Raw genomic sequence first — 20,418 nt, forward strand, 5'->3', positions numbered from 1 at the left:
GCCACGGTCAAGAAATCGCGCAAGCGCGCGGTGAAAGAGGCGCGGGCCCGCAAACAGCGGACCGCGCGGGAAACTGCAAAGATGATCCGCCGCCGCGATACGGCGGAGGCAGAGGCTGTGCAGAATAAAAAAGCGGCTGACGCCGCGAATGCTCTGAAAAAGAAAATTGTGGCCGAGGTCGGGGCATTGGAGCCGAGAGTGAAAGGGTATGAGGCAAGGGCCGAAGAAGCTGCAGAAAAGTACCGGGCCGAGACGGCAGCGCGGAAGTCCGAAGAGGAAAAACGCGCGCGGGTTATGCAAGAAAGGCAACAGGCCGAGCAGATGCTGAACGCCAAGAAGGCTGAGAAATCTAATCTGGCGGCTCAGCTGCTGCAGATGGTTCAGCACCGCGGTCAGGAAGAGAAAGCAGTTGCTGAGGCCCGGGCTGCCCGGCTGGCTGAGGAGAAGAGGCTGCAGGAGGCAGAAGAAAAGGTCCGGTTGAAGGCAACGGAGGCAGAGGTCATCACGGATGCCATCGGGACCGGGTTGGATTTGGTTGCTGATGGGGCGATTTGCTGGCGGGAGGCGTCTGCGGATCAGCAGGCCGGCCTGTCATGGGGCGCGGCCGCTCCGGATACCAAGGGTGCGCGGGATGAAAAGCTGAAAGAAATCCGCCCGGCAATGCGGATGGTCACGCGCATTGCTCAACTGGTGGCCCGGACCGTGAAACGCGCGCTCGCCAACGAACGGCAAAAGCTGAAGCAGGACGCGGATTATGTCCGCGGCTTGCGTCAAAAATGGGAACCGGAAGATGCAGCGCGACTGAAGCGGATCACGCTTGGTGGGATAGATAGCGGACCGAAATAAGACCGATTGCTTCCTTTCGTTGGGTGACAAGCTAAGGTTGGCTGTGCGGGACTTTTCAGACTTTCGCTGCGAGTTCTCAAATGGCTGCTATTTGCACATTGCGTCCGAGATGGGACGTGTCATCTGCGGAAGGCGACCGTCGCAGATGACAGGTCGTCGATGTCTCGGTCAGATAACGCTCCGCTTAAATTTACTTCAGTGGCGTCAGGCGACTTCGAACAACGCTGCGGCCCCCATGCCTCCGCCGACACACATGGACGTAACCACGTATTTTACGCCACGACGCTTGCCCTCAAGCAAAGCATGCCCGACTTGTCTCGCGCCTGTCATGCCGTAGGGGTGGCCAATCGATATAGCACCGCCGTTCACGTTGTAGAGTTCGGGATCAATGCCAAGATGATCGCGGCAATAGAGCGCCTGGCAAGCGAATGCCTCGTTCAACTCCCAAAGCCCGATGTCATCGATACCGAGACCTGCATTCTTTAACAGTTTGGGTATTGCATAGATCGGGCCGATGCCCATCTCTTCCGGTGCATTGCCCGCGACTGCCATGCCGCGGTAGATGCCAAGGGGTGTATGGCCATGCTGGTCAGCCATTTTGCCTTCCATGAGCACACAAGCCGAAGCGCCATCTGAGAGCTGGCTTGCGTTGCCGGCGGTGATAACGCCTCCATCAATGACCGGGTTCAATTGGCTAAGTGTTTCGACCGTCGAGCCCGGCCGGTTGCCTTCGTCTTTTGACAAGGTCACCTCTTCCAGGGTTTCCTCCCCGGATTCGCGGTTCCTGACCCGCTTGTTGGCGGTGATCGGGACAATCTCGTCGTCAAAGGCGCCAGCGGCTTGTGCCCGTGCAGTCCGCTTCTGGGAAAGCGCTGCGTATTCATCCTGAGCGTCGCGGCTTATCCCATATACCCGGGCCACATTCTCCGCCGTCATCAGCATCGGCATATAGGCGTGTTCGCACTGGGCGGTAACGCTTGGGTCCTTCTCATCACCTGCCCACTTCAGATACGCATTCTGCACGGCGGAAATATTCTCCTGCCCGCCTGCAACCGCAACGTTCTGCCCATCCACGATGATCTGCTTTGCGGCCGCCGCAATGGCCATCAATCCTGATGAACATTGCCTGTCGATCGTTTGACCTGACACAGTGACTGGAAGACCAGCTGCCAGCACGGATAAGCGGCCGACATTCAGCCCTCCTGTTCCGGCAGTCAGGACCGACCCGATCACAACATCTTCGATCAATCCTGGGTCCACAGCCGCGCGTTCGACCGCATGGCGAATGGCATGGCCCATCAGCGTTGGTGATTTGATGTTGTTCAGCGCACCCTTGAAGGCAACCCCAATAGGGGTTCGTGCGGTAGAGACGATAACGGCTTCTCTCATGATGTTCCCTTTTTGGCCTCAAAGTGCTCTGCAAGTGTCACGCCCGTGTTTGCGAGTTCCTCCAGCAAAGGCGCGGGTGTGAACCACATCTCGCCATAGGCGCCCAGCGATTGCCGGTAGTGGTTCATGCGGTCCAGAATGCGGGGCAATCCGACTTCATCCGCATACTGCATCGGGCCACCGCGCCAGTTGGGAAAGCCATAGCCGTTGACCCAGATCAGGTCGCAGTCGCCGGAGCGCGTTGCGATGCCTTCTTCCAGGATCAGAAAGCCTTCGTTGATCAAGGGGTACAGACACCGCTCAAGGATTTCCTGATCGTCGATATGTCGGTGCGCTACACCATGCCGTGTGGCCAGTTCTTCGCTGATTTGAACAACCTCGGGATCTTCAACCCGTGTCCGGCCCTCGTAGATATAGCTGCCTCGCCCGGTCTTCTGACCCAGTCGTCCCAATTCAAAAAGCCTGTCCTGGACTGCCTGGTATGCCGGATCATGCGCAATTTCACTTCGCCGCTCCTGACGCACGCGGGCACCCACATCGATCCCTGCCAGATCTGCCATCGCGTGAATGCCCATCGCCATACCGAAGGTCTCAAGGACATCGTCCACGTGTTTCGGCGTCGCTCCCTCAAGCAGCAGCCGGGACCCTTCGCGAAAGTATGGCTCCAGCATCCGGTTCCCGACAAAGCCGTAGCATACGCCCACCGTGACAGGGAGCTTTCGGATCTTCTTTGCGACTGTGATTGCCGTCGCAATGACATCGGGTGCGGTCTTGGCACCGCGCACCACCTCCAGCAAGCGCATGACATTGGCCGGGCTGAAGAAATGGAGACCAATCACATCCTCCGGACGGGACGTGAACGCGGCGATTTCATCGAGATCCAAGGTCGAAGTGTTCGAGGCCAGTATCGCGCCAGGTTTTGCGTGCCGGTCTAACGCTTCGAAAATCTGGCGTTTGACATTCATGCTTTCAAACGCTGCTTCGATGATCAGGTCGGCATCTGCGAGGTCTGCATAGCTGAGCGTCCCTGTGGCGTTGGATGCAATAGCCTCTGCCTGATCGGGACTGAGCCGTCCCTTGTCAGCTGCACGCTGGAAGTGCTTTGAAACCTGATTCAGCCCCTGTTCCAGCGCCCCCTGTGTGGTTTCCAAAAGCGTTACCGGAAACCCCACCTGAAGAAAGGCGATGGCGATGCCGCGCCCCATTGTTCCCGCGCCGATCACGGCGACCGATGCAATGTCACGTGGTCGCTGCCCGCGCGAAACGCCGGGAACTTTGGTGCATTCACGCTCTGCAAAGAACAGGTGACGGCCCGCGCGTGATTGGGATGTGTCGAGCAATTCGGCAAATCCTGCCTTTTCCTGCGCCAGCCCCTGGGGCAGCGGCAATTCGCAGGCGGCTTGAAGCGATTTCAGGCATCGTTCAGGGGCGACAAGGTTTTTGGATCTTGGCGCGATCTCGGTCCGGAAACCCGCGAGAAAACCCTTCGGATCAGGGTGTGCGACGGTCATATCCGCGCAACTGCGCTTCGGATCCCCCTCACGCGCAATCCTGGTGGCGAACTCTATAGCATGTGCGCGAAAATCCTGGCCGCTTTCGAACAGTGCGTCGACCAGCCCGCAGGACAGAGCAAAATCGCCTTTCACAGGGTCACCGGAAAGGATCATCCGTGTCGCCGCTTCCAGCCCGGCAATCCGTGGCAGTCGTTGGGTCCCGCCTGCACCGGGCAGCAGCCCCAGTTTGATTTCGGGCAGGCCCATCAATGCCTCCGGCGCGGCAACACGGTAGTCACAGGCAAGTGCGATCTCCAGTGCGCCACCCATCGCAGGGCCTGCAATAGCCGCGACAACAGGCTTCCTGCTGGTTTCAATCGTTACGCACAGGTCTGGCAGATCCGGTTTGTCCCAGACTGCCCCTGTGCGGAACTCGGCGATATCGGCGCCGCCGCAAAAAAGCGGCAGTGCAGAACATAAAACAATAGCTTTGACCTGCTCGTCAGCTTCCAACTCATGAACGGCCGAAGAGAGCGCTTGCCGCATCTTCAGGCCAAGTGCGTTCACTGGCGGGGCGTTCAGCTCGATGACTGCAACGCTGCCGCTGCGTTCTATAGAAAACATTTTGGGAAACCTCAGATGGACTTTTGGGCAAGACCTTGTTCGATCTCGGCCCAATCGTCGAAGTGGATGACATTGCAGCGTGAACTCACGTTCTCAAGCCAGACAAAGACCGAGAGGAACGGTTGATCATAGACCCGGGTGGCATGGGGCTCGCCCGCGGCGTTCCAGATAAGCGATCCAGCAGGATAGTCCTGCCATTCGCCGGATCTGAACCGCCAGCCGGATCTCTCGGACATGTTCAGATAAAGCTCAGGCGCGTCGTGGTTATGGTCGCGGTACAACGTCCGCGGACCCAGCATGAAGATACCCAGGCTAAAGTCCGAGTGGTGATGCCCGCAGGCGTCGGCGCCAATCAGCAAGGAATGCAAGTTGCACTTGATATAACCCTCTCCCAGGTCGGCGCCGGGCGGATAGAACTGCGCGTTGTCCTCGCGCCAGACCAGGTCATCCTTAGCCGCAGACAGGCATTTTGCGATTTCAAGTAGTTTGGGCTCGGTGATGCCGGCGATGGCTTGTGTCAGCACCTGATCATGACGGGTACCCTGGGGAGGGACATCACGCTGCCGCCTGCAGGAAAGATCCATGGCTGCAAGCTTGTCCAGCGTCAGATCAACACCGGGCGCATCGCTGCGGTGGGTCTCCAGATACGCGACAATGGCTCGGATGAGGGCCTGAATTCGGTGCTGCTTGTCTGTCATGGTTTCACATCCGCGCCTGTATAAATCTCTTGCCGTAAGAGCTTCTTGTCGAGCTTGCCAACACTGGTCCTGGGAAGCCGTTCGACAAAGAATATTCGGTCTGGCACCGCCCACTTCGACAGGTCCCCCATGTCAGCGCGCGACTGGAATTCTTCCAGGATGACTTGGCGCACCTGATCCGGTTCGGCATTCTTTGCAAGCTGAGCAACCAGCACCGGCCTTTCGCCCCACTTGGCATGTGGCAGGCCAATCGCGGCCACGTCTTCGACGCCGGCACAAGCGGAGGCTATGTTTTCCAATGCCAGTGACGAAATCCATTCGCCGCCGGTTTTGATCACATCCTTGAGCCGGTCAGTGATCTGCAACGATCCATTTTCACGGATGTAGCCAACATCCCCGGTGTGCAGATACCCCCCGGCCCACAGTTCGTCAGAGGCTTGCTCGTTGCCGAAATAACCCTGGGTCAGCCAGGGTGCCCGGGCAACAACTTCGCCGGTTGTTTCACCGTCAAGCGGGACGTCCTTCATATCTGGCGTCACAACACGAAGGTCGACAAGCGGGCCGGGAAAGCCGGTTTGCGCCTGTCTCTCCGGATCATCGCTGGACAGATCTGCCACCGTCAGAAACGGACAGGTTTCGGACATTCCATAAGCCGCATGCAATGATATGCCAGCCGCAGCAGCGCGGTCCTGCAGGCCGCGCGGCAAGGCGGCCCCGCCAATGATTACTTTCCACTGGCTCAGGTCTGTCTGCGGGCAGCCGGGATGGTCGAGCACCATGGACAGAATGGTGGGCACGCAATGGGAAAAAGTGACGCCTTCATCAGCAATCAGCCGCAGAACTTCGTCTGGCGTGTAGCGGCCGGGATAGACTTGGCGCACGCCCATCATCGTCGCAGCATATGGAAACCCCCATCCATGGACGTGAAACAGAGGTGTCAGCGGCATGTAGACGTCGCCGCGGTGAAACCCGGCGTTTCCGGGAAATGCGCCAAAACCAGCGATCAGGCCCAAAGTGTGAAGCACCAGCTGGCGATGGGAATAGCTCACCCCTTTGGGGTTGCCAGTGGTTCCAGTCGTATAGAACAGTGTTGCGGTTCGGCTTTCGTCAAAATCAGGAAATTCAAACCCGGTTGGAGCGCCCCCGATCCAGTCTTCGTAACCGTCTCCGTTTCCGATGGGGACAATGGTGATGTCCCGGTCAAAATCCGATTTGATCTCATCAATAAGCGGCATGAAATCCTGATGCACTATGATCAGGTCCGGCTGCCCATGGTTGATTGTGTAAAGGACCTGCGCAGGCGACAAACGCACGTTGATCGTGTGCAGCACAGCGCCCATCATCGGAACCGCAAAGAAACACTCAAGATAGCGGTGCGTATCCCAGTCCATGACACCAACACGCATGCCCTCGCCAATACCGCTGGTCTTGAGGGCATTGGCAAGCTGGCCGATGCGTTCGTTGAGCTGAGCATAGGTCAACCGCATATTGGAGCCGCTGACGATCTCTTGCCTGGCGGAGACCAGCCTGGAACGCGTCAGCAGCTGCTTGATCAGCAACGGGTAGCCATATGCATTCAGCGAAGGTGACGTGACGGACATACAGAAGGAATCCTTGGCTTTCTTCACTTGCCAATCTGCCATCTCTCAACGAGCCGAAGAATTGAAAGATTTTTGCATTCATCAAGGATTCCTAACCGGTGCGTTGAATGTGAAAATACCGTTTGACGGCATGTAAAGTTGGGCAAATATTCAATTCCACCCGCCGCCATAAATTTTGCCGCCAGTTAGGCAAGCTAAAGGATGACAGGCTGCATTCATCAAGGAGGCTCGCCGGTGACGACCCATATGCCAACATTGGTATCTCTGCGCGCCTTTGAAGCCGTGGCGCGTCACAAAAGCTTTCGCAAGGCAGCTGACGAGATCTGTGTGACGCACGCGGCCGTCAGCCATCAGATCAAGGCACTGGAAAATTCAATCGGGGTTCAACTGCTTGAACGCTCAAGCCGGTCCGTCGAACTGACGCCAGCCGGCGAACAGTATTATCCGCCAATCCGTGAACACATTCAGGGGATAATCAAGGCCACCCGGCGCATACAGGCGCCGGACGAGCCCGATGTGCTGCTCGTCCAGTCTTATGCGAGTTTCAATACAATGTGGCTGCAGCCCAGGCTTGCCGATTTCCTTCAGGACAATCCGAACACCCGCGTGCGCATAATCTCAACCTTTGAAGACGGTGACTATGATGCGCACAGATTTGACGCGGGTATCTTCAATGCTCCGCCTTTTGACAAGAGATTTAACTACAGCCCGTTGTTTGAAACCGACATTTACCCGGTGTGCGCTCCTGAGGCTTTGCGTGATCCGGACATGGGCATGACACTTGATGAATTAGAGAGATTCTTGCTGCTGAGCGTCCCAACCACGCCGTCAGATGTGGATGACTGGACCTGCTGGCTGGAGGCGGCAGGCCTCAGCCGCGACGACATGAAATTCGGATCCGTTTTTGACAATTATCCGCTTGTTCGTGAGGCAGTCCTGAAAAACCATGGGATTGGAATGGCGAGAGCGCCGTTCTGCGCTCGTGACCTTGAGAGAGGGCGCTTGGTACGACCGTTCGGTCTCTCCGTACCAGAGCCGAGTCAATGGTACCTTGCAACGCCAAGAAACCGTGCAGCGAACCCGAAACTGGCTTTGTTCACCAAGTGGCTTGAAGAGAAAATCGAAGCTGACCCGACGATGAGACGCATTCCAGCCAATGTTTAGGCGCCGTCATTCAGGAACCACCGGTCAGCGCGTTCCAGATCAACGCTGACCGTCCTGGGGTGTCACCAGGCCACTCATTTTGCGTGCATGCGTTTTTTGGTTTCGCGCACACGTTCCGTTGCCTCCGGGCTGCCATCATGAAAGCTGCCGAACCAGTTGTCCCAGGGCATTTCCGGGCCACCATAATTGCATTCGAAATACCGATGATGCAGTTGGTGATGGAACGACCCGATCTTCAGGTGGGCCTTGTCCCCCAACACCAGGTTTTCAAACCCGGCATGCGACGTGGCTGAAGCAAGCGCCAACGAAAATCCGATGAAGAGGAAGTGGATCGGATGCGCGGGCACAACCAAGAAGATCAGCAACAGGCTCATGTAGCCAACATGCTCAATCGGATGCATGGAAAAGCCAGACCACGGTGCGACTGAAACACTGCGATGATGCACCGAATGCACGCGTTTATAGATCCATGGGATGTGCAGTGCGCGGTGCAGCCAGTAGAAATGGAAGGATTGTACAACAGGCAACAAAAGAAACAGGGCAAAGAACCAGACCGGATTGCTCCCGGCCGTGATCATCGGTGCCCATCCATTGGCGTAAGCCATCCAAACGATGGCATCATAGAACGTCCAAACGGTCACGCCAGATAGGAGCGCGTAGGTGACATTGTCCCAATACTGATCGTTCCACAGGAAGATGCGTGCATTCCTGGCTGGTCCGCGCCGGTCGAACTTGTAGTCCTCGCCTTGCTTCTTCCATCCGTAAAGCCACAGATGCAGCCCTTGGGCAAAGAAGGTCATCAGGATCAGGTTGCGTGCCCAAAGCTGCAATACCCATCCCCAGCTCAAATGCTGCATCTGCTCCAACGGTGGCACCAGCCACGCCCAAATGGCCCAGGCCATCAGGGCGTAGATCAGGTATTCGGTGATCGGCAGCCAGTTAGTCGCAAACCACCGGAGTGTGGCGATAGGCCTTGGCGGCCACGAGAAAAGTGGCGTTACGGCGACAGGCAGGTCTGGATGCCAGTTCCATTCTTTGCTTGCGCCAGCTTTCAGGTGCTTTTCAGTGGCCGACATGGGCGCCCCCTATGCGTCCAGCCAGATCTTATCCATGTGAATTTCAAAAGTGGGGTGCATGCCCATCCCTTTCACATTTGGGCGGCTGTGATTGTAAAGGGAACGCCAATAGGGCTGCGTGATCACACCTTCGTCCAGCATGATCCTTTCCAGTTTGGCCATGATCCCTTTGCGTTTGTCAGCATCAGGGGTTGCCAGCGCGTCTGCCAGCAATTGATCGAATTCAGCATTGTTGAATCCTGTCTCGTTCCAGGCTTCGCCGGACCGGTAGGCCAATGCCAGAATTTGCACGCCAAGCGGGCGCATGTTCCAATTGGTCGAGCTGAAGGGAAATTTCGCCCAGTCATTCCAGAAAGACGCCCCAGGAACAACTGTTCGCTTCACCTTGATCCCGGCTTCCCGCAATTGTGCAGCCATGGCGTCGGTTGTGTTGCGGCGCCAGTCATCGTCGATCGAAATCAGCTCGTGCTCATAGTCTTCCATCCCTGCTTCCTTGAGAAGCTCCATGGCCCCGGTAGGATCGTGAGGTATCCGGTCGACTTCGGCATATTCGGGATGAATCGGACAGACATGATGGTTCTGTGCCGGTATCCCCAGCCCGTTGACCCCCAATTCGAGCAATACGGAATTGTCGACCGCCATTGACAGGGCGCGGCGCACACGTGCGTCGGCATAAGGTGCTTGCCCGTTCACTTCGGTGACCTGATTGGGGCGGATAACAATGGTCGCTGCCGTCACGGCTTCGTTTTGCTGCAGGCCCAGCCCGGTCAGCACCGCAACAAAATCACCGCTGGATTCGTAGTTGGCGTCGATTTCTTCCGCTTCATAGGAAGATAGGATGGTGGTCGGGTCGGTGCCAACGTCATGATATTCGATCCGGTCCAAATAGGCCCCCTGGCCCTCGTTCCACCACGTGTGGCCGTCTTTGCGGACCAGCACGGCTTTAACGCCGACTTCATGGCTTTCCAGGGTGTAGGGACCTGTCCCCAGTGGCGCCTTGAAAGGATCTGCACTGCCGGCGTCTGGATGCACGATAGCTGCGGGATAGTCCGCCATGCCGGCGATCAGTGTAATATCCGGGTTCGGCAGGTTCAGCCGTACGGTCGAGGCGTCGACCACTTCGATGGTTCCCTCAGCCGCCTTTGACGTATCGGGATCAATCAATGTCCCGAACCGGCCCGCCATGGAATTGCCTTCGGCCCCCTTATCGCACCACCGTTCAATATTGTATGCGACATGCTCCGCGGTAAGTGGATCGCCGTTGTGCCAGGTCACCCCGGGGCGCACATTCAGAATGTAGGTCTTTGCATCTTCGCTGATTTCCCAGCTTTCCAGAAGCATCGGCTCAAAGGTGAACTGATGCGTGTAGCGCACCAGATACTCAAGCCAGCCCCGGCTGATGTTGGCTTGCGGGCTGTCATCATAAGACCGCGGATCCTTGCCTTCCCGAACAACCATCCCGATCCGCAGCGTTCCGCCGGTCTTTGGTGTTTCTGACGCGAACGCCGGCGCATTCATGCCCAGCATGGCGTAGGCTGTTGCGGTAGTTGCCCCGAACGTTGTCGCCATGGCAAGGAATTCACGCCGGCTGACTTCGTCATTTCGACGCTTTGCATTGTGAGCAGAATCTTCGAGGGTTGTGGGCAGTATGTCACAGCCGGACTTGTAAAGTTTCATGATTTCCTCCCGGGTTGGCAGGAGGCAAACGCCGCGACCAGAGCCGGAAGGGCTTCTGGAATCATGAACGCTTACTTCCCATTGTCGTTGGCACGCCTGGGGTGAAACAAAGTCCAAGCCAAGGTTATGCCTTATTTGTAATGGCAATATGTATCGGCAGGCCCGCGTTCGAAGAACTGAAAAGATTTTTGGATCATGTACAATCAGTAACCGGTGCCGGATTGGAGCCGAACTTATGCACAGGTAATCTCGTTCCAAATTTGGCGAATATGAGCACCGGTACGACTGCTGGCGAGAACCTGTGGGAGGTGTCATCCTTCCTGTGAATGTCTCTTTTGCGCCGTTCACACTTATTCAAGCGTACTGCAGCATTGGCCGACTTGGGCTCTGACTGGGCATTCGCCGCACCAAGTGTGAACGACGGCAGGCAGCCCAAACGCGACCTTCGTATCAGGCGCAGTGCCAGCTCCGCTGCGGGTGCGAAGCATTTGGGTTATTTTCCCGAAAGCGGCCATCCAGCAGGTGGCGGCGGCCCCGGCTGCAGCTGCGCTCCACACCAGGTGACGCGATGCGCAGGAAGCGCCCTTTGCAAACTCGACCGTTTGACGCAACCGACCGAGGTTTTATGCTGCGGCGCAGCCCGCCGTTTCTGCCGTTCGCTGCGGCCGCGAGGTTCTGGAACCGGTGAAATTACACAGTGCGGGACTTTGCTGCCATTGCCCTTCCAGTTGTTTGCGGACGCAGCATTCTATTGCAGATGCGGCACGCTCATCGCTGCGATGCAGCCGATGTTGCCAGAGCGGTTATTGAAAGCCGATCATTCAGGAGCGGGACATCGGACAGCCAACAACTCGTTCTCAGCACAGAAATCTGAGCTGTCCGTCAGATCAAGTCTAAAGTTTTACAACTATAGCATTTCTAATTTAACCTAAGACACTGCGGCCTGCCGGCGATTGAGGTTATGCCATCCTTCTTTTCTGTGCCGGACTTACTTTTCCGCAAAAGCTTCAACCACCGGAATGATCACCCAGAAGATAGGTCGCCATAGCCTTACGGTCGTTCTCTGTCAGAAAGGCAGTTCCATATAGAACAACCTCCCCCATCGTTCCGCCAAATGCGTCACCATCCGGCATCACGCCAGTACGCAGTGCGTAAGCCAGGCTGTCGACGGTCCAGCCGCGTTTTTGAAGCGACAAGTAGTCGATGGCCGGAGCTTTCCCGCCGCCAGGCAGGGCATCACTACCCTTTAAGTGCTCTGTGTCTGTTTTCCGGGCTCCGGCCAAATTGCGCCCGGTGTGGCACGCCGCACAATGCGCGGCTCCCTCAACCAGAAGCCGCCCTCGGTTCCAAACATCACCGCTCCCAGGGACAGGTTCCGTTCTTGGAGGTTCAAGAAACGCCGCGCGCCAGAGCTTCAGCCCCCATCGCTGGTTGAACGGAAAAGCCATCTCTTGCTGCCTGGACGGCTGAGCCACAGCCGGAACCGTCTGAAAGGCAGCCCAAAGATCAGCAATATCCTGATCAGTGAAGTTCCCGTAGAACGGGTAGGTGAAGGCCGGATAATAGGGCTGTCCGTCAGGGGAAACGCCCTGGCGGACAGCCTGCGCAAACTCTTCAACCGTCCAGCTGCCGAGTCCATGTTCGCTGTCCGATGTGATGTTAGGCGAGTACAGAGTACCGAATGGAGTTTCTAGCTTTACACCACCCGCCAAAGGTGCTCCGCCATTAGAAAAGTCGGTGTGGCAAGCGATACAGCCAGATGCTCTAGCCAGATAGGCTCCGCGGTTCACATCTCCCTCGAGGTTAAGCTCGCTCAGCGGCACGCCGATAGGCCAAGCGACCACTGCGGCGAGAGCTGCCGACGCAGCAACTGCGGTGCCAAGGGCAAAACGTAACATGCGCATCATGTGCCAGCCTCACTCCTCACGGAAACGGGTATGGCAGGCTGAACAGGTTTGGCTCAGCATCATGAACACACCGTCGGCAGGCATCTGGGACAGGGCCTCAGAACTTGGACGCGCCCCCATCATTGCGCCGCCGCCCATCATGCTGCCGCCCATCATGCTTCCGGAACCCATATGGGATGATCCCATCATTGTGCCGTTGGACATCATGCCCGTCCCTTGGGCTTCTGACATCATCAACCCGTTCTCCGCCGCCGAGGCCAGACCATCAGAATAGGTCTGCAATCTTTCCGCGAGATCGACGAAACCTTCCCAATCGCTCCATATTTCAGCCTTGGCTTCAGATGGATGCCCATTTGATCCCTCTGGAAAGAGCGTCGTCAGGACATCACCCGCATGGGCTCTGATTTTTTTTGCTTCTCTTCGAACTGCTGCTGCATCATAGGCTGTTTTTCCCTGCATCATCGGAGCCAGCACTTTCATGCTGTCTTTCATAACTCCCATGCCATCCATCCGTTCCTTTACGATTCCTGTTGCACCGCTATGGGCATGAGCAGCTAAAGCAATGAGCGACGCCAATGCGGCGCCGGAAACCAGTTTAGAAAGTGTCATCTTGTTTTCCTGAAATAGTTTGAGATTGCGCTTTGAAGGCGCAGGATCAGTGTTCAGGAAAGATAACGGGGAGGCGGCGGATCAAAGCCAGTGATCGTAAACGGCTTCAATAGGGCTATCGGCATATCATCACGAGAGATTTGCTTGCTTGGCCTCGTTGAAAGGCAATTGCCTATGAGAACAGCAAAACCGCCACAGAGTGGACTGCCATGGCAGTGTTCAGTATGGCTACTGCCCGCCTGTTCTTGATCAATGTCCTGATCGGTGACAGCGGTATGCGCTCTCCCGGTAGCCTCGTGTGCATTTGCCTGATTTGCAGACAGGAAGACAACTGCGACGAGGAAACCCGCCGCCAGCAGCAAATACCCGATTTCAAGTCTGCCAAAGAGGCGCACTGCTCAGTTTACCCTGTTTTTGTGGCTAAGTTCACGGACACAGACAACGATGCCTTTCCCACCCATCCGGGTCAAGCGGCCGACCGTCGCAATTCACTCTACCGGACCACGCGGCTCATTCATGTGGGGGCTTCACTCAATACGCTCGAAGATAGGCCGAAATGCTCTCCTGCAGGGTAGACAACCTCACTCTACCCGTTCTCTGCTGAGTATTTTCCTTACTGTGCGAATAACCGCCGCCTCTCTGCAGCAGTTCGAGCATATTCGCAGGCGGATCCATTCAGCCAAGCCCGCTCAGGTTCAGTTGATCCCGTTTGCGCGCTGCAGTTCGCGCACATAACGTGTCACAAGACCCACTTCGCCATCAGTCATGCCGGGCACTGGCGGCATGTTTCCGAACCGCCAATGATGAGCTCGCACACCGTTTTTCGAAGCAAGTAGGAATGCGGTATCGGAGTGGTGGCTTGGTTCATAGATCTGGTGGACCAGTGGTGGGGCAACCCCTTCCTGACCAGCGGCGCTTTCTCCATGGCAGGACGCGCATTTGGCATCGAAGATACGTTTTCCGATCAGCGCGTTCTCAGACAGGGCTTCGGGCAGTTTCACCTCCACAATAGCTGCGCGCTCCAAAACGGCTTCCGATGCATCCGGTTTCTGCTCCCTTGGACGAGAAACAAGCCACATGGCCAGTCCACCTACTGCAATCACTGCTATAGCAAGCACACGGCTGGTTTTGTTCATATTTTCTCCATCCAATTCCAATGCTGCGGCCGAAGCCATCCTTACGGCCAACAGCATTGCCGCCTTCCAGCGCAGGAAAGTCAACGCCTGCGCGGTCAGTAATTTGCAACAGAGCATATCCTTCAGTTACTGGCATCACGGCCTAACTGGCAGAGTAAACTGCACCCAAGACTTGGGAAGCAATGCGCCCAAAAAGCTAACCTTTGCATCGCTCTGGTGTTACTGGCTCAGGAGCAGGAAACCTGATGGTCTTCATTTCGCACCGAAAGGGGTTGTGCCGAAGAAAAATTTCATTATGTGCCACACTATGGCAGTTACTGTGTTCAGGAGTGACTTTGGTCGGTTGATACGCACCGTTGCGTCAACCATCCTTGTTGTTGTGGTTTTCCTGAACACACTTGCGGCAATTTCCGCTCATGCATCGCCTCCCGCAAATGAAGTCACCGCTGTTTCTGACGTACAGCACAAGACATGCACTTTGCACAAAGCGGAAAAAAGAATGCCGCACAGGCATCATCAAAGTGGCACCTGCGAAATCCCTGATGAAGAGCGGCATGCCACTTGTTCGGTAGCCGCTTGCTGTTTTCACGAGTTCAATGCAGCACCAATTATGTCTGTTGAGCGCCGCCTGGTAACTGTTCAACTTGTGATAGCGAGCTCGGCCGGAGTAATTTCCAGGTCAGAACTCCCGCATGATCGTCCTCCCCGTTCAATCTGATTGAATTCGCTTGGCGCTCAATCGAGTGCGCCATCTGTTTCTGATCAGACAAGGCTTGCATGCCGCAAGCCAAAACGAGGTTTTCCATGCGTGGACGCTATTTTGCTCTCGGTCTTCTTGCGCTTGCTGCAGGGACTACGGGAGGCATCTCTCTCGAAAGACTTATCCTCAACCCGGCATCAATGACTGGGGCGAACGAGGCTGAGATCTTGTATTGGGTTGCACCGATGGATCCGAACTTCCGGCAACCAGGGCCGGGTAAATCCCCCATGGGCATGGATCTTGTTCCTGTATATGCAGGCCAAGAGCCTTCCGGGGATCCTGCAGAAGTGCAGCTATCTGCGGCAGAGATTAACGCCATTGGCGTCCGTACCGCGATTTCACGGATGTCCGAGGTTTCCGGCAAGATCGAAACCGTTGGCTTTGTTGGCTATGACGAGCACCGGACAAGCCATGTTCACACTCGCGTGGACGGTTGGATTGAAAAGCTGAATGTACGCGCTGTCGGAGACCCCGTTCAAAAGGGCGACGTCTTATTTGAGATGTTCTCCCCTCAGATCGGCTCATCAGCTGGTGACCTGGTTCGCGCTATTGAAGCAGGCAAATCGCAGATCATTGATGCCGCGCGTAACAAACTGCGCAGTCACGGCATGTCTGACAGGCAAATCAAGCGTATTGAAACCAGCGGCATTCCCGAGCGTAATATTGAAGTCGAGGCTCCTCAGGACGGCGTTGTGATTTCACTTGAGGCTGCGGACGGTATGTTTCTGCAGCCCGGCACACGCGCTGCATCGCTAACAGAACTTTCTACCGTGTGGCTAATTGTCGATGTTTTTGAGCGCGACATTGCAAAGCTGACTGACAATATGCGTGCTGAAGCGCGGTTTGAACATTTGCCCGGCCGTGTCTTCAAAGGTTCAGTTGACTACATCTATCCTGAACTTGACGCAGTGACCCGGACTCTTCCCGTTCGCTTGCAATTTGACAACTCCGACATGCTGCTACGCCCGAACATGTTCGGCACGGTCAGCCTGATCCCGTCAGAAAACCGCATGGCGCTCACGGTCCCGACCGAGGCTGTTATCCGAACCGGCGCCGCAGAACGGGTGATACTGAAAACCGGCGACGGCACTTTCAAACCCCGCCTCATCACCGCGGGGCTGCGTGACAATTTCGGCGGCGGCGGGCGGACAGAAGTCGCACAGGGGCTGGCGCCGGGGGAAGAGGTTGTTGCCTCGGCCCAATTCCTGATCGACAGCGAAAGCGCACTGAGCGCCGGGCTCATGCGCATGGCGCCGACTGATGAGGCCCCTGCACGTGGGTCAGGCGAGCTGGTTGCGCTGGATCCTGAGGCCCGGACCGCACAGATCCGGCACGGAGCCCTGGACAGCCTCGACTGGCCGGAAATGATGTCTAGTTTCCCGATCCGGGCTGATGTTTCTCTTTCGCGTTTGGCTGAAGGTCAACAGGTGTCGTTTCGGCTGTCTCGTGGAGCAGATGGCCTGCTCGGGCTCATTGAGCTTGGTCCAGACGACGGTGTTGCTGCCACAGGCACCGGCATTGTGAGTGGCGTGACAACGGACGGAAAGCTGTCGCTCTCACATGAACCTATTCCGGAACTCGGCTGGCCTGCAATGCAAATGGATATGCCAGTGGCAGGCCTAGACACTGCCGAAGTACCCATGAATGTGCCAGTCGAGTTCGATCTCTCAAAAAGTGATGACGGGATGTTCACAATTACCGCTGTCCGGGCTGCAGGCTCCCAGCCCATTGCAGACACACCTCCAGAGACCAATGAGCCAAACACCTCCGAGGGAGCTTCAGAGGTTCTCGTTTCAGGAACCATTGACCAGGTCGACGCGGAAACCCGCATGGTGACGATAACTCACGGCCCTATCATGGAAATTGGTATGCCAGGCATGACCATGAATTTCCAAGTGGGTGAAGAGCTGGAAATTACCAGCCTTCCGGTCGGCAAAGAAGTGGCGCTGACCTTTGCGCGGCCGGACGGCATGACCATGGTGCTCACCGGGGTAGAAACCGCCTCTCCGCCGATGGAGGTGTTGGGCAAGATCAATAGTGTCGACTCCGCAAAGCGGACGGTGAACATCACCCACGGTCCAGTGACGCAGATTGGCATGCCCGGTATGACCATGGACTTCTCGATTGATCCAGCCCTCGACTTAACTGGATTGTCGGATGGACAAGAAGTGACTCTGCTTTTCACCCAGAATGCAGACTTCTCAATGACCCTGGTAGGCACAAAGCCGGTTGAGGTGACGCAATGATCGCTTCTGTAATACGGGCTTCTGTTGCAAATCGCTTCGTCGTTCTAGCACTTGCAGTCATGATGGGCGTGATCGGTGTCTGGGCGGTCCGCGATACTCCCGTAGATGCTATTCCCGACTTGTCGGATGTTCAGGTCATTGTCCGCACGCCTTATGCCGGGCAAGCCCCCCAGGTCGTTGAAGATCAGGTCACTTACCCCATTGCCACTGCAATGCTTGCTGTGCCCGGAGCCAGTGACGTGAGGGGGTTTTCCTTTTTCGGCGACAGCTACGTCTATGTCGTTTTTGAGGACGGCACGGACCTTTACTGGGCTCGCACCCGCGTTCTCGAATATCTGGGTCAGATTACTGCGAACCTTCCAGAAGGGGTTTCGCCCCAGCTCGGGCCGGATGCAACCGGTGTCGGCTGGATCTACCAATATACACTTATTGACAGGACTGGCGGGCACGACCTGGCCCAGCTGCGGACACTCCAAGACTGGTTTTTGAAGTATGAGCTGCAAACCGTCGACGGTGTGTCCGAGGTCGCAACCATAGGCGGGATGGTCAAACAGTATCAGGTCGTTGTGGACCCGAACAAACTGCGCGCCTTTGACGTCACCCTGCCGCAAATCCGCAGTGCCATTCAAAACGCCAACCGCGAGACCGGCGGTTCCGTGATCGAAATGGGCGAAGCGGAATTCATGATCCGCTCTACAGGCTATGTTGATGAACTGGCGGACCTGGCCAAAGCACCCCTCATGGTCAACGAACGCGGTGCAGCACTGACAGTTGGCGACGTGGCAGACATCCGCCTGGGGCCGGAAATGCGACGCGGCGTCGGGGAGTTTAACGGCGAAGGCGATGCCGTTGGCGGTGTCGTCATCCTGCGCTGGGGCGGGAACGCCCTGGCCACGATCAAGGCTGTAGAGGCGCGTATCGAAGAGTTGCGGGAAAACCTGCCTGAAGGCGTTGAGCTTGTCACAACCTACAACCGCGCGGGTGTTATCGAGCGTGCAATCGAGAACCTCGAAACAAAGCTGACCGAAGAATTTATCGTTGTCGTTTTGGTCTGTGCAGCCTTCCTGCTGCACATCCGCTCGTCCCTAGTGATCCTTCTGTCACTGCCTCTCGGCATCTTTGCAGCCTTCATCATCATGAAGCTGCAGGGGGTGAATGCCAACATCATGAGTTTGGGCGGGATTGCCATCGCCATCGGCGCGATGGTGGACGCGGCCATCGTCATGATCGAAGCCATGCACCGAAGGCTAGAGAAGGAAAAGCTGACCAATCAGAACCGCTGGCGCCTCGTCACCGAATGCGCAACCGAAGTGGGGCCAGCACTTTTCTTCTCCCTGGCAATCATCACCGTGAGCTTTTTGCCGGTATTTGTTCTGGAAAGCCAGGAAGGGCGGCTTTTCAAGCCGCTGGCCTTCACAAAGACCTACGCAATGGCAGCGGCGGCGATCCTTTCCATCACGCTGGTGCCGGTTCTGATGGGATACTTTGTGCGCGGCCGGATTCTTTCGGAGCACAAGAACCCTCTGAACCGTATCGTGATCTGGATCTACCGGCCCTTTCTGGATGCTGCTGTCGCGTGGCCCTGGGCCACGACGTTGCTCGCCGGTGTGCTTGTCGCTTCCATGTGGTGGCCGCTGCAGCGTATCGGGACCGAGTTCATGCCAGAGCTGAACGAGGGGGATTTCCTCTACATGCCGACACTGTATCCCGGTGTCTCCATCGGCAAGGCACGCGAAGTGCTGCAGCAATCTGACCGGCTGATTGCTACGGTCCCTGAGGTCGCGACGGTGCATGGTAAGCTTGGACGCGCCGATACCGCCACGGATCCCGCCCCGCTCACAATGATCGAGACGACGATTCAGCTGAAACCTGAATCCGAATGGCGCGCAGGCATGACGATGGAAGGCATACGCGACGAGCTTGACCGCGCCGTGCAAATTCCTGGTGTGACCAATGTCTGGATTCAGCCGATTAAGAACCGCATCGACATGCTTGCCACAGGGATCAAGACACCCGTCGGTGTCAAAATCTCCGGCGCTGATTTGAGCGTCATCGAGCAGATTGGTGTCGATATCGAACGCGTGGTTGCAGGTATCGACGGCACGGCATCAGCCTATGCAGAGCGGCCTGTAGGAGGGCGGTTTGTGGAGATCGACGTCAACCGAGATGCCGCTGCGCGCTATATGATGAGCGTACGTGAAGTGCAGGATGTTGTTCAGACCGCAATCGGCGGGATGCAGGTGTCGGAATCCGTGGAAGGTCTTGAGCGGTTTCCAATAAACCTGCGCTACCCCCAGGAATGGCGGAACAGCCCCGAACGCCTGCGCGACCTTCCGGTGGTCACACCGTCCGGCGCGCATATCCCCCTTGGCAACCTGGCAGAGATCAAAGTGGTGGACGGACCCGGTATGATCCGATCCGAAAACGCACGCCGCACTGGTTTTGTCTTCATCGACATCGCGGGCCGGGACCTGGGAGGCTACGTAACCGAAGCCCGTCAACTGGTTGCGGCTGAGGTGGAATTGCCGCCTGGCTACTCGATCACATGGTCCGGTCAGTACGAGTACATTGAGCGCATGCAGGAGCGACTGAAGCTGGTTGCACCGGCAACGCTGCTTATCATCACACTGATGCTCTTTCTGGCCTTCAATCGAGTAATCGAGGTTGGGATCATCCTTGCCGCGTTGCCGGTTGCCCTCGCAGGAGGCGTCTGGTTCCTGTGGTACTTGAGCTTCGACATCTCTGTCGCTGTTCTGGTGGGATTCATTGCGCTTGCCGGTGTCGCGGTTGAAACCGCGATTGTTATGCTGCTGTATCTCAATCTAGCTTGGGAAAAGCGAAAAAACCTCGCGGCTGAGGCACAGCGCAAATTGACAACCGATGATGTCGAAGAGGTGGTATTCGAAGGAGCACTTCTACGAGTACGCCCCAAGGTTATGACAGTGGCGACAATCTTCGCCGGCCTAATTCCGATCATGTATGGCCAAGGCACCGGTTCGGAGATCATGCAGCGCATTGCAGCCCCTATGGTAGGCGGGATGGCGACTGCCACGCTGCTAACTCTTTTCGTCATTCCTTCAATCTTTGTGATCTGGAAGCGGTTGGCTCTTGCACGGGTCAACCGAACCCTGCTGCAGGAACCCGGCCGAGAGGCATCACCGGTACCGGCAGAATAGCCCGAATTGTGAAATC

Annotated in this window: 14 protein-coding genes; 5 read left to right on the forward strand and 9 right to left on the reverse strand. The window is 56.6% G+C overall.

The window, feature by feature from the left end; translation table 11 throughout:
* The first annotated feature begins 81 nt into the window (after window positions 1–81).
* Window positions 82–846 carry a hypothetical protein gene (locus GC1_RS06215; protein WP_156131904.1) on the forward strand — a complete coding sequence of 255 codons (765 nt, stop codon included), beginning with the start codon at window positions 82–84 and terminating at the stop codon, window positions 844–846.
* A gap of 204 nt (window positions 847–1,050) precedes the next feature.
* On the opposite strand, the gene GC1_RS06220 is transcribed toward GC1_RS06215, so the two are convergent.
* From GC1_RS06220 to GC1_RS06235, 4 genes are read right to left on the reverse strand one after another with little or no spacing between them, the layout of a single operon-like run.
* Complete coding sequence (locus GC1_RS06220) at window positions 1,051–2,235, reverse strand: acetyl-CoA C-acyltransferase (protein WP_019294775.1); 1,185 nt, start codon at window positions 2,233–2,235, stop codon at window positions 1,051–1,053.
* Window positions 2,232–4,352, reverse strand: a complete 2,121-nt coding sequence (locus tag GC1_RS06225; protein ID WP_019294774.1) for a 3-hydroxyacyl-CoA dehydrogenase NAD-binding domain-containing protein — start codon at window positions 4,350–4,352, stop codon at window positions 2,232–2,234. The genes GC1_RS06220 and GC1_RS06225 overlap by 4 nt, the downstream gene beginning before the upstream one ends.
* An 11-nt stretch (window positions 4,353–4,363) precedes the next feature.
* Window positions 4,364–5,050: a dimethylsulfonioproprionate lyase family protein gene (locus GC1_RS06230; protein WP_019294773.1), complete on the reverse strand. Its 687-nt coding sequence runs from the start codon at window positions 5,048–5,050 to the stop codon at window positions 4,364–4,366.
* The gene (locus GC1_RS06235; RefSeq protein WP_019294772.1) at window positions 5,047–6,693 is read right to left on the reverse strand and encodes a fatty acid--CoA ligase; all 1,647 of its coding nucleotides are present in this window, start codon (window positions 6,691–6,693) and stop codon (window positions 5,047–5,049) included. Before GC1_RS06235 ends, GC1_RS06230 begins: the two co-directional genes overlap by 4 nt.
* A 192-nt stretch (window positions 6,694–6,885) precedes the next feature.
* On the opposite strand from GC1_RS06235, the gene GC1_RS06240 reads away from it, so the two are divergent.
* Complete coding sequence (locus GC1_RS06240) at window positions 6,886–7,815, forward strand: LysR substrate-binding domain-containing protein (protein ID WP_152612437.1); 930 nt, start codon at window positions 6,886–6,888, stop codon at window positions 7,813–7,815.
* Between the two features lie 74 nt (window positions 7,816–7,889).
* Here the strand turns inward: GC1_RS06240 and GC1_RS06245 are convergent, their stop codons facing one another.
* The 4 genes from GC1_RS06245 to GC1_RS06260 all read right to left on the reverse strand — a co-directional run bounded on the left by GC1_RS06245 (window position 7,890) and on the right by GC1_RS06260 (window position 13,084).
* On the reverse strand, window positions 7,890–8,891 hold the full coding sequence (locus GC1_RS06245; protein ID WP_019294770.1) for a sterol desaturase family protein: 1,002 nt from the start codon (window positions 8,889–8,891) through the stop codon (window positions 7,890–7,892).
* Between the two features lie 9 nt (window positions 8,892–8,900).
* On the reverse strand, window positions 8,901–10,568 hold the full coding sequence (locus GC1_RS06250; RefSeq protein ID WP_019294769.1) for an ABC transporter substrate-binding protein: 1,668 nt from the start codon (window positions 10,566–10,568) through the stop codon (window positions 8,901–8,903).
* Between the two features lie 1,007 nt (window positions 10,569–11,575).
* On the reverse strand, window positions 11,576–12,475 hold the full coding sequence (locus tag GC1_RS06255) for a c-type cytochrome (RefSeq protein ID WP_019294768.1): 900 nt from the start codon (window positions 12,473–12,475) through the stop codon (window positions 11,576–11,578).
* A gap of 9 nt (window positions 12,476–12,484) precedes the next feature.
* Window positions 12,485–13,084 carry a c-type cytochrome gene (locus tag GC1_RS06260; RefSeq protein WP_019294767.1) on the reverse strand — a complete coding sequence of 200 codons (600 nt, stop codon included), beginning with the start codon at window positions 13,082–13,084 and terminating at the stop codon, window positions 12,485–12,487.
* A gap of 224 nt (window positions 13,085–13,308) precedes the next feature.
* On the opposite strand from GC1_RS06260, the gene GC1_RS06265 reads away from it, so the two are divergent.
* Entirely contained in the window at window positions 13,309–13,659 is a 351-nt protein-coding gene (locus tag GC1_RS06265; protein WP_193748118.1) for a hypothetical protein, read from the forward strand.
* 120 nt (window positions 13,660–13,779) lie between these two features.
* On the opposite strand, the gene GC1_RS06270 is transcribed toward GC1_RS06265, so the two are convergent.
* Window positions 13,780–14,277 carry a c-type cytochrome gene (locus GC1_RS06270; RefSeq protein WP_237754564.1) on the reverse strand — a complete coding sequence of 166 codons (498 nt, stop codon included), beginning with the start codon at window positions 14,275–14,277 and terminating at the stop codon, window positions 13,780–13,782.
* A gap of 747 nt (window positions 14,278–15,024) precedes the next feature.
* Between GC1_RS06270 and GC1_RS06280 the strand changes: the two genes are divergently transcribed.
* Complete coding sequence (locus tag GC1_RS06280; RefSeq protein WP_029204661.1) at window positions 15,025–17,226, forward strand: efflux RND transporter periplasmic adaptor subunit; 2,202 nt, start codon at window positions 15,025–15,027, stop codon at window positions 17,224–17,226.
* A complete protein-coding gene (locus GC1_RS06285; protein ID WP_029204660.1) occupies window positions 17,223–20,402 on the forward strand; it encodes an efflux RND transporter permease subunit in 3,180 nt (1,059 codons plus the stop codon). The genes GC1_RS06280 and GC1_RS06285 overlap by 4 nt, the downstream gene beginning before the upstream one ends.
* The last annotated feature ends 16 nt before the right edge of the window (window positions 20,403–20,418 follow it).

The organism is Leisingera sp. ANG1 (genome assembly GCF_000203975.2).
In the GTDB taxonomy this organism is placed as follows: domain Bacteria; phylum Pseudomonadota; class Alphaproteobacteria; order Rhodobacterales; family Rhodobacteraceae; genus Leisingera.

Coding starts and splice junctions, on each gene's coding strand:
- GC1_RS06285 (WP_029204660.1), top strand. CDS start 17,223: ATGATCGCTTCTGTAATACGGGCTTCTGTTGCAAATCGCTTCGTCGTT.
- GC1_RS06215 (WP_156131904.1), top strand. CDS start 82: ATGATCCGCCGCCGCGATACGGCGGAGGCAGAGGCTGTGCAGAATAAA.
- GC1_RS06260 (WP_019294767.1), bottom strand. CDS start 13,084: ATGACACTTTCTAAACTGGTTTCCGGCGCCGCATTGGCGTCGCTCATT.
- GC1_RS06255 (WP_019294768.1), bottom strand. CDS start 12,475: ATGATGCGCATGTTACGTTTTGCCCTTGGCACCGCAGTTGCTGCGTCG.
- GC1_RS06245 (WP_019294770.1), bottom strand. CDS start 8,891: ATGTCGGCCACTGAAAAGCACCTGAAAGCTGGCGCAAGCAAAGAATGG.
- GC1_RS06235 (WP_019294772.1), bottom strand. CDS start 6,693: ATGGCAGATTGGCAAGTGAAGAAAGCCAAGGATTCCTTCTGTATGTCC.
- GC1_RS06220 (WP_019294775.1), bottom strand. CDS start 2,235: ATGAGAGAAGCCGTTATCGTCTCTACCGCACGAACCCCTATTGGGGTT.
- GC1_RS06230 (WP_019294773.1), bottom strand. CDS start 5,050: ATGACAGACAAGCAGCACCGAATTCAGGCCCTCATCCGAGCCATTGTC.
- GC1_RS06225 (WP_019294774.1), bottom strand. CDS start 4,352: ATGTTTTCTATAGAACGCAGCGGCAGCGTTGCAGTCATCGAGCTGAAC.
- GC1_RS06250 (WP_019294769.1), bottom strand. CDS start 10,568: ATGAAACTTTACAAGTCCGGCTGTGACATACTGCCCACAACCCTCGAA.
- GC1_RS06270 (WP_237754564.1), bottom strand. CDS start 14,277: ATGCTGTTGGCCGTAAGGATGGCTTCGGCCGCAGCATTGGAATTGGAT.
- GC1_RS06265 (WP_193748118.1), top strand. CDS start 13,309: ATGGCTACTGCCCGCCTGTTCTTGATCAATGTCCTGATCGGTGACAGC.
- GC1_RS06280 (WP_029204661.1), top strand. CDS start 15,025: ATGCGTGGACGCTATTTTGCTCTCGGTCTTCTTGCGCTTGCTGCAGGG.